Annotated in this window: 12 protein-coding genes; 4 read left to right on the top strand and 8 right to left on the bottom strand. The window is 64.1% G+C overall.

Annotated elements, in window-relative coordinates; translation table 11 throughout:
• Positions 1-3 precede the first annotated feature (3 nt).
• The 4 genes from PSEEN_RS01520 to pilM are packed head-to-tail and all read right to left on the bottom strand — an operon-like array spanning position 4 to position 3,617.
• Positions 4-1,275, bottom strand: coding sequence for a type IV pilus secretin PilQ (locus PSEEN_RS01520; RefSeq protein ID WP_373694282.1), 1,272 nt, complete (start codon positions 1,273-1,275; stop codon positions 4-6).
• Positions 1,208-2,158 carry a pilus assembly protein PilP gene (locus tag PSEEN_RS01515; RefSeq protein WP_086009434.1) on the bottom strand — a complete coding sequence of 317 codons (951 nt, stop codon included), beginning with the start codon at positions 2,156-2,158 and terminating at the stop codon, positions 1,208-1,210. The genes PSEEN_RS01520 and PSEEN_RS01515 overlap by 68 nt, the downstream gene beginning before the upstream one ends.
• 47 nt (positions 2,159-2,205) lie before the next feature.
• Positions 2,206-2,745 carry a PilN domain-containing protein gene (locus tag PSEEN_RS01510; RefSeq protein WP_011531751.1) on the bottom strand — a complete coding sequence of 180 codons (540 nt, stop codon included), beginning with the start codon at positions 2,743-2,745 and terminating at the stop codon, positions 2,206-2,208.
• Entirely contained in the window at positions 2,742-3,617 is an 876-nt protein-coding gene (gene pilM, locus PSEEN_RS01505) for a type IV pilus biogenesis protein PilM (RefSeq protein WP_011531750.1), read from the bottom strand. The genes PSEEN_RS01510 and pilM overlap by 4 nt, the downstream gene beginning before the upstream one ends.
• A gap of 172 nt (positions 3,618-3,789) precedes the next feature.
• On the opposite strand from pilM, the gene PSEEN_RS01500 reads away from it, so the two are divergent.
• The gene (locus tag PSEEN_RS01500) at positions 3,790-6,240 is read left to right on the top strand and encodes a penicillin-binding protein 1A (RefSeq protein WP_373694319.1); all 2,451 of its coding nucleotides are present in this window, start codon (positions 3,790-3,792) and stop codon (positions 6,238-6,240) included.
• Positions 6,241-6,394: 154 nt separating this feature from the next.
• On the opposite strand, the gene PSEEN_RS01495 is transcribed toward PSEEN_RS01500, so the two are convergent.
• From PSEEN_RS01495 to rpmE, 3 genes are all read right to left on the bottom strand, one after another.
• A complete protein-coding gene (locus PSEEN_RS01495; RefSeq protein WP_011531748.1) occupies positions 6,395-7,663 on the bottom strand; it encodes a malic enzyme-like NAD(P)-binding protein in 1,269 nt (422 codons plus the stop codon).
• A 179-nt stretch (positions 7,664-7,842) separates the two neighbouring features.
• Positions 7,843-8,664, bottom strand: a complete 822-nt coding sequence (locus PSEEN_RS01490; protein WP_011531747.1) for a thermonuclease family protein — start codon at positions 8,662-8,664, stop codon at positions 7,843-7,845.
• Between the two features lie 2 nt (positions 8,665-8,666).
• On the bottom strand, positions 8,667-8,882 hold the full coding sequence (rpmE, locus tag PSEEN_RS01485; RefSeq protein WP_011531746.1) for a 50S ribosomal protein L31: 216 nt from the start codon (positions 8,880-8,882) through the stop codon (positions 8,667-8,669).
• A gap of 169 nt (positions 8,883-9,051) precedes the next feature.
• Here rpmE and PSEEN_RS01480 point away from each other — a divergent pair, with 169 nt between their 5' ends.
• The 3 genes from PSEEN_RS01480 to PSEEN_RS01470 all read left to right on the top strand — a co-directional run bounded on the left by PSEEN_RS01480 (position 9,052) and on the right by PSEEN_RS01470 (position 13,941).
• A complete protein-coding gene (locus tag PSEEN_RS01480) occupies positions 9,052-11,271 on the top strand; it encodes a primosomal protein N' (RefSeq protein WP_011531745.1) in 2,220 nt (739 codons plus the stop codon).
• A 227-nt stretch (positions 11,272-11,498) separates the two neighbouring features.
• Positions 11,499-13,235: an arginine--tRNA ligase gene (gene argS, locus PSEEN_RS01475; RefSeq protein ID WP_011531744.1), complete on the top strand. Its 1,737-nt coding sequence runs from the start codon at positions 11,499-11,501 to the stop codon at positions 13,233-13,235.
• 1 nt (position 13,236) lies between these two features.
• The gene (locus tag PSEEN_RS01470) at positions 13,237-13,941 is read left to right on the top strand and encodes an SPOR domain-containing protein (RefSeq protein ID WP_011531743.1); all 705 of its coding nucleotides are present in this window, start codon (positions 13,237-13,239) and stop codon (positions 13,939-13,941) included.
• 38 nt (positions 13,942-13,979) lie between these two features.
• Here the strand turns inward: PSEEN_RS01470 and PSEEN_RS01465 are convergent, their stop codons facing one another.
• A complete protein-coding gene (locus tag PSEEN_RS01465) occupies positions 13,980-14,405 on the bottom strand; it encodes an NINE protein (RefSeq protein WP_011531742.1) in 426 nt (141 codons plus the stop codon).
• Positions 14,406-14,503 lie beyond the last annotated feature (98 nt).

Raw genomic sequence — 14,503 nt, 5'->3', positions numbered from 1 at the left:
GAATCAACGACTCACAGCAATCGCCTGGTCACTCATGATACGCGGAGTCAGGAAGACCAGCAGCTCGGATTTTTTCTCTTGTAATGCATCGCGTCGAAACAGCCGCCCAACATACGGCAGATCGCCGAAAAATGGCACCTTGTCGACCACATTGTTCTGCGACGTCGAGTACACCCCACCAATCACAATGGTTTCTCCGTTGGTGACCCGCACCTTGGCGTTGACTTCGTTCTTGCGGATGGGGGGCACGTTGTTCAGGGCGTTGACAAAGTCCGGCTCGTCCTTGGTCACCCGCACCTCCATGATCACCTTGCCATCGGGGGTGATCTGCGGTGTCACCTCCAGCGACAGGGAGGCTTCGCGAAACGAGATGGAGGTGGCACCGCTCTTGGTAGTCTCCTGGTAGGGGACCTCGGTACCCTTGAGAATGCGCGCCGTCTCCTTGTCGGCGGTGACGACCCTGGGCTGGGAGATGATCTCGCCATTACCGCTTTTCTCCATCGCGCTGAGCTCCAGGTCGAGCAGGACGTCACTGCGCAACAACCCGACACCAAGCGCCGAGGTCGCTCGTTCCACACCCAGGTCGACGAACAGCTCGCTGCCCAGACGGTTGTCCTGGCCATACAGCGGGCCACCCCAGCGCACGCCCAAGGCCTTTTCATAATCAATGTTGGCCTCGACAATGCGAGCCTCGATCATGACCTGGCGCACTGGCACATCGAGCTGGGCCACCAGCCGGCGGATTTCACCCAGCCGATCAGCGGGCTGGGCAACCACCAGCGTATTGGTGCGTGCATCCACGCTCAGGCTACCGCGCCCGGCCAGGATGCCGTCGTCAGCCAGGCTCGCCAGCAGCAATTCGGCCAGGTCCGACGCCTTGGCGTGATAGACCGGTATCAGCTCCCGCCGCAACGGCTCAAGTCGAGCGTCCAGCGCCTGCTCCAGGTGAGCACCGCGCGACTGCTCGGCGAGTTCGGCGATGGGCGCGATCAACAGTACATTCCCCTCCTGCCGGCGCCCCAACCCCTTGCTGCGTAACACAAGGTCGAGCGCCTGATCCCAAGGCACCTCCTCCAGCCTGAGGGTGATCCGCCCCTGGACGGCATCGCTGGCCACCAGGTTGATACCGGCGTAGTCGGCCATGACCTGCAACACCCCACGCACTTCCACATCCTGGAAGTTCAACGACATCGGTTCACCCTGAAACTCAGCCGCCAGCGCTGCCCGCACGCCCGACAGCACCAGCATCGCGCTCGCCAGCCCCGTCAATCTCATCCTTGACCTCCCCACGCGCACTCTTCCTGAGTGCCAGATACCTTGAACGCTCCTGCCAAGCACCACCGATGTACAAACGCTCACGCACCTCGACCTGCTCGGCTTCTATGCTCACCACAACACCCTCGTCACGCCCCAGAGGCTCCCCGGCCGCCACCCGGTACAGGCGGCCAGCTGAACGCAGCAATGCCTGGCGACCGCCAGCGCCGGACAGACTACCCACCATTTCCAGCTGCTCCAGAGGTATCCGCCCGAGCCCAGGATCAGCCGAGCCGCCACGCCAGGCCTGGAACGGATCGAGTGACACGACAGGGAGGCTCGCCCGAGCGGGCTCGTCAGCCAGACTGTCGGGAGGCTCAAGCGGCTCTCCTGGGTGATGGAGATCTACCTGGAGCCGTGCACTGACTATCCCAGCTCGCTCATCACCCCCGACCACGTTCAGGCGAGGAACAGACAAAAGACGCAGTTGGCCAAGCCATTGCACCAGCCATGCATGGAGCGCCGGGTAGCTGCCCTTTACCTGGATATCGAGGGGCAGCCTGCGGTATCCGGCCTCTTGCTGTTCCTCAAGCACTTCCAGCCGCTCGAACAGCAAGCCATGCTCGTGCCCCGAGACCGCCAACTGCTCGAGTAAATCACTCATGCCCTCGCCAGCCGCCAGCCGCCATCGCTCCGCGCGCAAGCGCAGCGCCATTTCTTCCAGCGCCCTGCGTTCGGCATCGACGTCGAAGGTCTGGGCGGCCCTGGCTTCGCGCACCTGACGCAAGCGGTGCTCCGTCGACACCGCGAACTGATAATCCTGATACACCTCACGCAAGCGGCCCAGGTAACCCACGACGCCTACCATCAGTACCAGCGACAACACGACGATGAACCTTAACAAGGGAGATCGATACACCACCCCCTGCCAATCGAACGCCCACCTGCCAGTCACGACCAACTCGCCGACAAGCGCGCCGTCACGACAAATTCGTCGCCACCCGCCCCGTGCCTGAGGTGTACAAGTTCCAGATCCTGAAGCACATCTGCCTGCTCCATCCTGCGCAACAGCAAAGCCACCACGGATGCCGAAGCAGCCATTCCCGTCAGTTGCACTCGACTACCCTGCACATCCAGCTCGTGCAATCGTGCCCCCTCAGGCATGGCCATCTCCAGGTCTGAGAAGAGCGCCGGCAGCAAGGCCTGCGCGCCTCTGAGCCTGGACAACGCCATGTACTGCGCAAGCAAGGCGTTACGCGAAGCGCGCAGATGTTCAACTTGTGCCATGGCGGTATCGACCCCTTCCAGTTCGCGCTGCAAAGCAGTATTCACCGCTTGCTGCCGAGCCACACGTGACTGCATGACCTCATCTAGCAACATCACCGCAACTACCGCCATCACCAGGCAGGCCATCAGCACAGCCCGGAACTGCCGTACAACCGCGACCCGGCGCAGTTCACGCCAAGGCATCAAGTTCAGGCGTACCCTCATGCCTGCTCGCCTCCCAGCGCCAGCCCGCAAGCCAATGCCATGGATGCCACCAAACTTTCGGATACGGCGCTGCCAGCTAGCGGTGAGGGGCAAGCGAGGCTGCAGCGCACCGCCAGCCGGTCAGTCAATTGCCCGGCTCGCTCGGCGTCCGCGGCGCCCCCTGCAAGCATCACTTGTGCTACTCGCTCCTGCGCGCCATGCAACGACCAGAGACGCTCGACGCTCTCGAGCCATCGCCCCGATGCATCCAGAGCCAGGTGCTGACGCAGGGGGACAAGATCACGCTGCCAACCATGCAGCACGATTTCGCCAGCCTCCAACTGCAATAGCGCCAGATCGGCCGGCGCTTCGACCCCCATTGCACGCAGCAGGGCGAAGCTGTCGACCTCCATGGCCGCCACCTGCATCCCCGCCTGGTTGAACATGTGCTCAAGAGGGTCAAGCTGGCTCTGCCTGCAGGCGGCCACCAGGACATCGATGTGAGCAGGGCTCCCGGCAGACACCCCCAACACCTGGAAGTCCAGGGCCAGGTCATCCAGCGGGAAGGGAAACAATTGTTCGGCCTGGGCCAGCAACCGCACCTCGGCGTCGAATCGGGCTGTTTCGGCAGGCAACTGACAGACCTTGCAGATCACCTGTGACGACGGCAAAGCCAGCGCGACCCTCCGTTGTGGTGTCCCACAGCGTCGGTGCGCCTCGCGCAAGGCTTCAGGCAGTTGCGAATGGCCCATCGGCCTCGTGATCGGCTCGCAAGCCCAGGCCGCGACTCGCCAATGCCCGCGTTGGCGGCGCAATTGCAGCATTCGTATGGTGTCGGAGGCGATTTCAACCCCCAGCAGTGAACCGGCATCCCTGCCAAAGCGTCCAAGCATGGCTGTCCCTTCCTGATCATGGCGAGCCGGCGCGATTGCGGCGCCAGCGGTCATCGCCAGGCCCCGACCGGTCACCCGATGGGGCGAAAAGTGCTTATAATGCCCAGCGAATTTTCCCGTCCGCTGGCCCTGCGCGCCCTCCACTCCTCAACCTGGACACCCAAAAGCCTTGATACGCCTGCTGAAGTTCTTCTGGTGGTCTTTCGTCGCAGTCATCTGCGCGCTCGTACTCGGTGTGAGCGGTGCGTTCCTGTATCTTAGCCCCAGCCTGCCCTCGGTCGATTCGCTGCGAAGCGTCCAGTTGCAAATCCCCCTGAGGGTGTACAGCAGCGACGGCAAGCTGATTGCCGAGTTCGGCGAAATGCGGCGCTCGCCGATCAAGTTCCAGGAAATTCCCCCACAGTTCATCCAGGCGCTTCTGTCCGCTGAAGACGACAACTTCCTCAACCACTACGGTGTCGACCCCAGCAGCCTGATGCGTGCAGCCACGCAACTGCTCAAGTCCGGGCATATCCAGACTGGCGGCAGCACCATCACCATGCAGGTGGCGAAGAACTTCTTCCTGAGCAGCGAGCGCAGTTTCTCGCGCAAGACCAACGAGATCCTCCTGGCGCTGCAGATCGAACGCGAGCTGACCAAGGACGAGATCCTCGAGCTGTACGTCAACAAGATCTACCTGGGCAACCGCGCCTACGGCATCGACGCCGCCGCGCAGGTGTACTACGGCAAGTCGATCCGCGACGTCAGCCTGGCGCAGATGGCCATGATCGCCGGCCTGCCCAAGGCACCGTCGCGCTTCAACCCGCTGGCCAACCCGGTGCGCGCCAAGGAGCGCCGCGACTGGATCCTCGGCCGCATGTACAAGCTCGGCAAGATCGATGAAAGCAGCTACCAGGCCGCCCTGGCCGAACCGCTGAACGCCAGCTACCACGTGCCAACCCCGGAAGTGAACGCCCCCTACGTCGCCGAGATGGCTCGCGCCGAGATGGTCGGGCGCTACGGCAGCGATGCCTACACCGAAGGCTTCCGCGTCACCACCACCGTGCCCAGCGACATGCAGCAGATGGCCAACAATGCCGTGCTCAACGGGCTCTCCGAGTACGACGAGCGCCATGGCTATCGCGGCCCCGATGCACGCTTCCCGGGCAAGACCCGCGCCGCCTGGCTGCAGGAACTGGGCAAACAGCGCACCCTGGGCGGGCTGGAACCGGCCATCGTCACTCATGTCGAGAAAAGCGGCCTGAAGGTGATGACCCGCGCCGGCCTGGAAGAAGACGTGGCCTGGGACACCATGAAGTGGGCCCGCCCTTACCTGAACAGCAACTCGCAGGGCCGTTCGCCGCAGTCGCCTGCCGATGTCGCCCAGGTCGGCGACCTGGTGCGCCTGCAACGCCTGGAGAACGGCAAGCTCAAGTTCAGCCAGGTGCCAGGCGCCCAGAGCGCACTGGTTACCCTCGACCCTTATAATGGCGCGATCCGTGCACTGGTCGGTGGTTTCTCCTTCGAGCAGAGCAACTACAACCGCGCCATGCAGGCCAAGCGCCAGCCGGGTTCCAGCTTCAAGCCGTTCGTCTACAGCGCCGCGCTGGACAATGGCTACACCGCCGCCAGCCTGGTCAACGACGCACCGATCGTGTTCGTCGACGAGTACCTGGACAAGGTCTGGCGCCCGAAGAACGACACCAACACCTTCCTCGGCCCGATCCGCATGCGCGAGGCGCTGTACAAGTCGCGCAACCTGGTCTCGATCCGCCTGCTGCAAGCGATGGGCGTTGACCGCACCATCGACTACATCGCCAAGTTCGGCTTCAACAAGCAGGACCTGCCGCGCAACCTGTCGCTGGCGCTCGGCACCGCGACCTTGACGCCCATGGAAATCGCCACCGGCTGGAGCACCTTCGCCAACGGCGGCTACAAGATCAGCCCATACCTGATCGACCGCGTCGAGAGCCGCAATGGTGAAACCCTGTTCACTGCCAACCCGGCGCGTGTACCCCAGGGCAGCCAGGACCAGGCCGGCCTTGCCGCGCCGGAGCAGCCGATCAGTGTCGCGCCGATGCCAGGGGAATCCCCCTCGGCCTTCGGCCAGGTGGCCCCGGCACCTCAGGCGCCGGCTATCGCCGAGCAGATCATCGACGGTCGCACCACCTACATCCTCACCAGCATGCTGCAGGACGTGATCAAGCGCGGCACCGGCCGCCGCGCCCTGGCCCTGGGCCGTGGCGACCTGGCGGGCAAGACCGGCACCACCAACGAGTCCAAGGATGCCTGGTTCTCCGGCTACAACGCCGACTACGTCACCACCGTCTGGGTAGGCTTCGACCAGCCCGAGACCCTGGGCCGCCGTGAGTATGGTGGCACCGTGGCGCTGCCGATCTGGATGAGCCTCATGGGCCAGGCGCTCAAGGACAAACCCGAGCATGCGCCAGCCGAGCCTGAGGGCATTCTCAGCTTGCGCGTCGACCCGGTCAGCGGCCGTGCGGCCACGCCAAGCACGCCGAACGCCTACTTCGAGCTGTTCAAGGCCGAGGACTCGCCACCGTCGGTGGATGAGCTGGGCAATGGCGCGGCACCTGGCAGCCCGCTGCCAGCGGATGAGTCGGCACCGATGGACCTGTTCTGATCCATCGACCTGTTCGCCGGCAAGCCGGCTCCTACACGGTCAGGTAGGAGCCGGCTTGCCGGCGAACAGATCGAGCAATCAACACATGAATCCGAGACAAACAAAAAGCCCCGGCTCTCACGAGCCGGGGCTTTTTCATGACGCTACGGCAGGATCAGCCGTTGAACACGTCATCCACGCTTTTCAGCGGGTAGTGCTTCGGATACGGCAGGGTCGCCACACCGGATTCGATGGCGGCCTTGGCCACGGCATCGGAAACCACGGTGATCAGGCGGGCATCCAGCGGCTTCGGAATGATGTATTCGCGGCCGAATTCCAGGGCTTGCACACCGTACGCATCGCAGACTTCCTTCGGTACCGGCAGCTTGGCCAGGTCCTTCAGGGCGATGGCGGCGGCAATCTTCATTTCTTCGTTGATGCGCTTGGCGCGAACGTCCAGGGCACCACGGAAGATGAACGGGAAGCCCAGCACGTTGTTGACCTGGTTCGGGTAGTCGGAACGACCGGTGGCCATGATCACGTCGCTGCGGGTGGCGTGGGCCAGTTCCGGGGCGATTTCCGGATCCGGGTTCGAGCAGGCGAACACGATCGGGTTGGCCGCCATCGACTTCAGGCCTTCGGCGCTCAGCAGGTTCGGGCCGGACAGACCGACGAACACGTCAGCGCCGTCGAGGGCATCAGCCAGGGTGCGCTTGTCGGTAGCGTGGGCGAACTGGGCCTTGTACTGGTTCAGGTCGTCGCGGCCAGCGTGGATGACGCCGCTGCGGTCGATCATGAAGATGTTCTCGACCTTGGCGCCCATGCTCACCAGCAGTTTCATGCAGGAGATGGCCGCGGCGCCGGCGCCCAGGCAGACGATCTTGGCGTCTTCGAGCTTCTTGCCGGCGATTTCCAGGGCGTTGATCATGCCGGCCGCGGTGACGATGGCGGTGCCATGCTGGTCATCGTGGAATACCGGGATGTCGCACTGCTCGATCAGGGTGCGCTCGATCTCGAAGCACTCAGGTGCCTTGATGTCCTCGAGGTTGATGCCACCGAAGGTGATGGAGATGCGGCGCACGGTGTCGATGAAGGCCTGCGGGCTTTCCGACTCGACTTCGATGTCGAACACGTCGATACCGGCGAAACGCTTGAACAGAACACCCTTGCCTTCCATGACCGGCTTCGAGGCCAGCGGGCCCAGGTCACCCAGACCCAGGATCGCGGTACCGTCGGAAATCACCGCGACCAGGTTGCCCTTGCCGGTGTACTTGTAGGCCAGCTCCGGATCACGGCCAATCTCGCGCACGGGTTCGGCGACGCCTGGGCTGTAGGCCAGGGCGAGGTCACGGGCGGTGGCGGTTGGCTTGGAGAGCTCGACGCTCAGTTTCCCCGGACGAGGCTGAGCGTGGTATTCGAGAGCGGCGGTTTTCAGGTCTGACATGATGGGCATTCCGCTATTTACTGTTCTGACGGACCGCCGAGGATACGCAAAGTGCCGGGGGGCGACAAGACTGCCCGGTCACTATGTGTCAAGGCCTCTGGCCTACGACTTTACGCTATAACCCACGGGGCTTACGGAGCCCAGTGTGTACAATCAAATAGCAAACTGTCTACAAGTATTTAGCCGGAAACAGGCTCCAGCATGCTCGGATCGGTCAATGGCAACAGCCAGCGTTGCTGCCCGGGCTTGAGCCCACCCTTGCGGGAACGATCCAGCACCCAGCCACGCGCCTCGACCTGGCGTCCCTTGAGGTTAGCGAAGAAGCTGGCAGGGAAGTTGCGCTGCAGACGAGCGGGAATCTGCAGCACCACCGAGTCGTCGAGTTCCAGCCAGACACCGCCACGATTGCGTTCGATGGCCGTGATTTTACCAACAATCACCGCGAACCCTGACTGCCGCACGTGCTCCGCAGGCAACACCGGCGACGTTCGCCACAGCCCGACCCTCGCCTTTCGAGCGGCGTGTTCCGCTTGCTGCTGACAGTTGGTCAACGCCACATTGGGCGCGACCGCTACTCGGTAGCCAAGCCCTTCGCTGAGCAATTGCGCTTCCAGATTGTCGCCAGACCGACCGTACAGGTGCGCCAGCGTGCGACCGTACTTGTCCTTGCCTTCGATACCCGGAACCAGCCCGATGCGGCCGTCACTGGCCTTGACCAGCGCCTGCAATCGCCGCTTGGCGGCCTCGGCATAGGGTTCGCTGGTTCGCCCCTTGCGTCCGATCTCGGGCGCATTGATGCCAATGAGCCGTACGCTACGGCCATCGACCAGGCGCACGGTGTCGCCATCGACCACGCTGCGCACCGCCACCTGCTGCAGGCTTTCAGGTAGCGGGCAGAAGGCCTGGGCCGGAAAATGCCAGATCGCGCCCACAAAAAAGGCGCCCACAAGGGGCGCCTTCTTTTGCAGCAACGCGAACCTCGAGAGATTCGCCATGCGCATGATTACTTCTTGGTACCGAACATACCGAAGCGATCGGCGAACTTCTGTACGCGACCACCGGTGTCCAGGACTTTCTGCTTACCGGTGTAGAACGGGTGGCACAGGTTGCAAACGTCGATCGCCAGGACGCTGCCCAGGGTCGAACGGGTTTCAAACTTGTTGCCGCAGCTGCAGGTGACTGCAACTACTTCGTAGTTCGGATGAATATCTGCTTTCATGGTCACTTCCTCGAGCTGCGTGCCGCCACCCAACACCTATTGTTGAATACCGCACGTAATTAGGCGGCGAATAATACCAGAGCGCCAAGCCAACGCAAGTTGTCGCTTGCACCGACCGTCGTCTGCTAGGCTCGCCTGATTTGTGAAACGCCCTCCAGAGACCTTCCGCGTGTCCGACGTCATCCTGCGCCTCGCCCTGCCCTCGCCCCTGCGTCGCCTGTTCGACTACCGGGCGCCCGCGAGCATGGCGCGCCAGGCGCTGACCCCCGGCATGCGCCTGCGCGTGCCGTTCGGCCGTCGCGAGATGATCGGCGTGCTGGTGGAGGTCGCCGACAAGAGCGAAGTGCCCGCCGACAAGCTCAAGCCGGCCAGTGCCCTGCTCGATCCGGTTTCACCGCTACCACCAGCACTGTTCAAGCTGTGCCTGTGGACCGCCCAGTACTACCAGCACAGCCTGGGGGACACCCTGAACTGGGCGCTGCCCACGTTGTTGCGCCAAGGTGAGCCTGCCGAAGTGCGCCAGGAACGCTTCTGGCATGTCGCGCCGGGCGCCCGCCTGGACGACCCACGCATCACCCGCGCCCCACGCCAGCGCGAGGCGCTCAAGACCCTGGCGCAGCATCACCACGGCGTGGCCCACAGCGTGCTGGCCAAGATGGGGTTGAACAAGGACAGCCTCGACCTGCTGCTGGCCAAGGAGCTGGTCCAGGTTGAGGTTCGCCGCCACCTGCCGCCACCACGCCACGAACACTGGCTGGCCCAGCCGGAACTGCCGCTGAACGAAGAGCAGCGCGCCGCCTTCGAGGCCGTGCGTTCAGGCTTCGGCGCCTTCCATGCCTTTCTCCTGGCCGGCGTCACCGGCAGCGGCAAGACCGAGGTCTACCTGCAACTGATCCGCGAAACGCTGGAGGCCGGCAAGCAGGCGCTGATCCTGATCCCCGAGATCAACCTCGGCCCGCAGACCCTGCAACGTTTCGAGCAGCGCTTCAACGCGCGCATCGCCCTGCTGCACTCGGCGGTTGGCGACCGTGAGCGCCTGGACGCCTGGCTGGCGGCCCGCGATGGCGAGGCGGACATCATCATCGGCACTCGCTCGGCATTGTTTACGCCGATGAAGAACCCAGGACTGATCATCATCGACGAGGAGCACGACGGCTCCTATAAACAGCAGGAAGGCCTGCGCTACCACGCTCGCGACCTGGCCGTGGTGCGTGCGCATCAGGAGAACATCCCGATCCTGCTGGGCTCGGCCACCCCTTCGCTGGAAAGCCTGCACAACGCCCACAGCGGCCGCTATGGCCTGCTGCGAATGAACCAGCGCGCCGGCGGCGCTCGCGCCCCACGCTTCCTGCGCCTGGACGTGCGCAGCCTACCGCTGGACAGCGGCATCAGCGGGCCGTTGCAACAGGCCATCCGCCAGACCCTTGAAGCTGGCCAGCAGGTGCTGGTGTTCCTCAATCGTCGCGGCTTCGCCCCCACCCTGCTGTGCCACGACTGCGGCTGGCTCTCGGAATGCCCGCGCTGCGATGCACGCATGACCGTGCACCAACGCTCCGCCGTGCTGCGCTGCCACCATTGCGGCTACGACGAGCGCCTGCCGTTGCAGTGCCCACAATGCGCCCATGTCGACCTGCGTCCGGTGGGTGCCGGGACTGAGCGCGCCGAGGAACGCCTGAAAGTGCTGTTCCCGGACTATCCGATCCTGCGTGTCGACCGCGACAGCACCTCGCGCAAGGACGCCATGCACAACCTGTTCAGCACCATCCAGCGCGGGCAGCCGAGCATCCTGGTGGGCACCCAGATGCTCGCCAAGGGGCACCACTTCCCCCGCGTCACCCTGGTGGCCATCCTCGACGCCGACGGCGGCCTGTTCTCCGGCGACTTCCGCGCCAGCGAGCGCATGGCCCAGCTGATCGTCCAGGTTGCCGGGCGCGCCGGGCGTGCCGAAGAGCCGGGCAAGGTCATCGTGCAGACGCACCTGGCCGACCATCCGTTGCTGGTGCAGCTCACCGAACAGGGCTACTTCGCCTTCGCCGAGCAAGCCCTGAGCGAACGCCGCGCCGCCGGCCTGCCGCCGTTTGCCCACTTAGCCCTGCTGCGTGCCGACGCCCACAAGCCGGGCCAGGCGGAAAGCTTTCTCGACGAGGCCTGCGCCGCCGCCGAGCGTGTGCTCGCCGAGCAAGGCTTGCACGGCATCGAGCTGTTGGGCCCGGTCCCGGCGCCCATGGAGCGACGGGCGGGAAGGTTCCGTGCGCAACTATTGCTCCAGGCCAATGCCCGGGCACCCCTGCATCGACTGATCAGTGCCTGGTTGCTAGTGTTGGAGCAGATGCCTTCGGGGCGGCAGGTGCGCTGGTCGCTGGATGTCGACCCAGTCGATCTTTATTGATAACCCCTGTAGGCGCCGGCTTGCCGGCGAACAAGGCAACCCGGTGAATGGCACCGACGGTGTCGGTGTTCGCGGGTAAACCCGCTCCTACAGGGTCAGCAGCCGCCTGCTGGGCCATGCATTCCAGCCCCAAAGGTTGGCAACCCGCCCTCGGCAACGGATAATGCCCAGTTTTTCCACCTGCGCATCGAAGCGCTCACCGCGCTTGCGGTCGAAAAGAGAATCCCATGAAAGACACCATTCGCCAGCTGATCCAGCAAGCCCTCACCCAACTCGTCACCGAAGGTGTGCTGCCTGAAGGGCTGACGCCGGCGATCCAGGTGGAAAACGCCCGGGACAAGACCCACGGCGACTTCGCCAGCAACATCGCCATGATGCTGGCCAAGCCGGCCGGCATGAAGCCGCGCGACCTGGCTGAAAAAATCATTGCAGCCCTGCCGACCAGCGCCGACATCAGCAAGGCCGAGATTGCCGGCCCCGGCTTCCTGAACTTCTTCCAGAACACCGACGCCCTGGCCAACCGCCTCGACGCCGCCCTGGCCGACGACCACCTGGGCGTGCACAAGGCCGGCCCAGTCGAGAAAGTCGTGATCGACATGTCGGCGCCTAACCTGGCCAAGGAGATGCACGTCGGCCACCTGCGCTCGACCATCATCGGCGACAGCGTCGCGCGCGTGCTGGAGTTCCTGGGCGATGACGTCATCCGCCAGAACCACGTGGGCGACTGGGGCACCCAGTTCGGCATGCTGCTGGCCTACCTCGAAGAAAACCCGATCACCAGCGACGAGCTGTCGGACCTGGAGAACTTCTACCGCGCGGCGAAGAAGCGCTTCGACGAGTCCGAGGAATTCGCCACCCGCGCCCGCGGCCTGGTGGTCAAGCTGCAAGCCGGCGACCCGGACTGCCTGGCGCTGTGGACACGCTTCAAGGACATCTCCCTGTCCCACTGCCAGAAAACCTACGAGCTGCTCAACGTCAAGCTGACCATGGCCGACGTAATGGGCGAGAGCGCCTACAACGACGACCTGGCCAACGTGGTCGCCGACCTGAAGAGCAAAGGCCTGCTGGTTGAAAGCCAGGGCGCCCAGTGCGTGTTCCTGGAGGAGTTCAAGAACACCGAAGGCGAGCCGCTGCCGGTAATCGTGCAGAAGGCCGACGGCGGCTACCTGTACGCCACAACCGACCTGGCCGCCGTGCGCTACCGCAGCAACACGCTCCAGGCCGACCGCGCCCTGTATTTCGTCGACCAGCGTCAGGCCCTGCACTTCAACCAGGTGTTCGAAGTGGCCCGCCGCGCCGGCTTCGTCGGCCATCCGATGAAGATGGAGCACATGGGCTTCGGCACCATGAACGGCGCCGATGGTCGCCCGTTCAAGACCCGCGATGGCGGCACCGTCAAGCTGATCGACCTGCTCACCGAAGCCAAGGAGCGTGCCTACGCCCTGGTCAAGGAGAAGAACCCGAGCCTGGCGGAGGACGAACTGCGCAAGATCGGTGAAGTGGTGGGTATCGGCGCGGTCAAGTACGCCGACCTGTCGAAACACCGCACCAGCGACTACAGCTTCAACTTCGAACTGATGCTCAACTTCGAAGGGAACACCGCGCCGTACCTGCTGTACGCCTACACCCGTGTGGCCGGCGTGTTCCGCAAACTCGGCAAGGGTTTCGACGAAGTCGACGGCAACATCGTGCTGCAGGCCGCCCACGAGCAGGACCTGGCCGCGCGCCTGGCGCAGTTCGGCGAAATCCTCAACAACGTCGCCGACAAGGGCACGCCGCACGTGCTGTGCAGCTACCTCTACGACCTCGCCGGCCTGTTCTCCAGCTTCTACGAGAACTGCCCGATCCTCGCCGCCGAAACCGCCGAGCAACAGCAGAGCCGCCTGCGCCTGGCCGCCCTGACCGGCCGCACCCTCAAGCAGGGCCTGGAACTGCTCGGCCTGGAAACCCTGGAGCGCATGTAAGTTGGCTGCAAAGAAGAAACCCGCACCCAAGCGCGGCGCCAGCCGCTCCCAGCCGCCTGCCAGCAAGCAGCCGATCCCGGGCTGGGTGTGGCTGGCGGTCGGCCTCACGGTCGGCGCCTTCATCGTCTTCCTGATGAAGCTCGAACCCGGCGGCGACGACATCAAGCGCACCAAGCCCGAGCAGCAGAAACCGGAAAAGGTCGCCGAGGCGAGCAAGGCCACCACGCCCGCACTGCAGCAGCCGGTGAAGCCGAAGTACGACTTCTACACCCTGCTGCCGGAATCGGAAGTGATCGTGCCGCCCGAAGCAGTGCCGGAGAAGACCCCACCCGTGCCGGCCCAACCGCCCGTGCCGTCCACACCCGTGACCCCGGCGGAAGCGGCGAAGATCGACACGGCCCGTGCCCAGGCGGCATTGCTGGGGCAGACGCCGCCGCCCGCACCGCCCGTGATCAAGCCGGCCGCCACCACCCAGTTCTTCCTGCAGGCCGGCTCGTTCCGCAAGCAGGCCGACGCCGACAAGGTCCGCGCACAGATCATCCTGCTCGGCCAGGCGGTGAAGGTGGAGTCGGGCACGGTCAAGGACGAGACCTGGTATCGCGTGATGGTCGGCCCGTTCAGCAACCGCGAACAGCTGACCGTGGCGCAGAAGCAGCTGGCAGGGGCAGGCTTCAGCAACTTGCTGCTGCAACAGCGGCGCCAGTAACTGAAAAGGCCTTGTCGCCAATGGCGACAAGGCCTTTTTCATACCCGCCGACGCTCGGCGTTTACCTGCGAAATCTGGCTGTTGAGCGTCCAGAAGTCATACAGCACACCCAGCAGGAACACGCCGCCGGTGAACAGGTAGATCAACGCGCTGATCCACTTGCCCTGGTACAGGCGGTGCACGCCGAACACGCCCAGGAACGTCAGGAAGATCCACGCCAGGTTGTAGTCCACGCCGCCTGACTCGAAGCGCATGTCCGCCTCACGGTCCATCGACGGGATCAGGAACAGGTCGATCAGCCAGCCGATACCCAACAAGCCAAGGGTGAAGAACCAGATCGTCCCGGTGATCGGCTTACCGTAGTAGAAGCGGTGCGCGCCGGTAAAGCCGAAGATCCACAGCAGGTAGCCGAGCACCTTGCTGTGGGTGTCATGCAGGGGCGCCCCCTGTTGATAACCATTCATTCGAAGCCCTCGCGGGATAGCTGAAAATTTTCTAACGAAAAATGTGACTTTTTCGTTTTGACCCGACGTATGGTACGGAACCAAACGACCAGTGGATC

It is taken from the genome of Pseudomonas entomophila L48 (genome assembly GCF_000026105.1).
Classification (GTDB): Bacteria; Pseudomonadota; Gammaproteobacteria; order Pseudomonadales; family Pseudomonadaceae; genus Aquipseudomonas; species Aquipseudomonas entomophila.
This window is presented reverse-complemented; position numbering and strand designations above follow the sequence as displayed.

Excerpts from the sequence above, each read along its gene's own strand:
- argS (WP_011531744.1), top strand. The coding sequence starts at position 11,499 with ATGAAAGACACCATTCGCCAGCTGATCCAGCAAGCCCTCACCCAACTC.
- PSEEN_RS01520 (WP_373694282.1), bottom strand. The coding sequence starts at position 1,275 with ATGAGATTGACGGGGCTGGCGAGCGCGATGCTGGTGCTGTCGGGCGTG.
- PSEEN_RS01465 (WP_011531742.1), bottom strand. The coding sequence starts at position 14,405 with ATGAATGGTTATCAACAGGGGGCGCCCCTGCATGACACCCACAGCAAG.
- PSEEN_RS01495 (WP_011531748.1), bottom strand. The coding sequence starts at position 7,663 with ATGTCAGACCTGAAAACCGCCGCTCTCGAATACCACGCTCAGCCTCGT.
- PSEEN_RS01510 (WP_011531751.1), bottom strand. The coding sequence starts at position 2,745 with ATGAGGGTACGCCTGAACTTGATGCCTTGGCGTGAACTGCGCCGGGTC.
- rpmE (WP_011531746.1), bottom strand. The coding sequence starts at position 8,882 with ATGAAAGCAGATATTCATCCGAACTACGAAGTAGTTGCAGTCACCTGC.
- PSEEN_RS01490 (WP_011531747.1), bottom strand. The coding sequence starts at position 8,664 with ATGCGCATGGCGAATCTCTCGAGGTTCGCGTTGCTGCAAAAGAAGGCG.
- pilM (WP_011531750.1), bottom strand. The coding sequence starts at position 3,617 with ATGCTTGGACGCTTTGGCAGGGATGCCGGTTCACTGCTGGGGGTTGAA.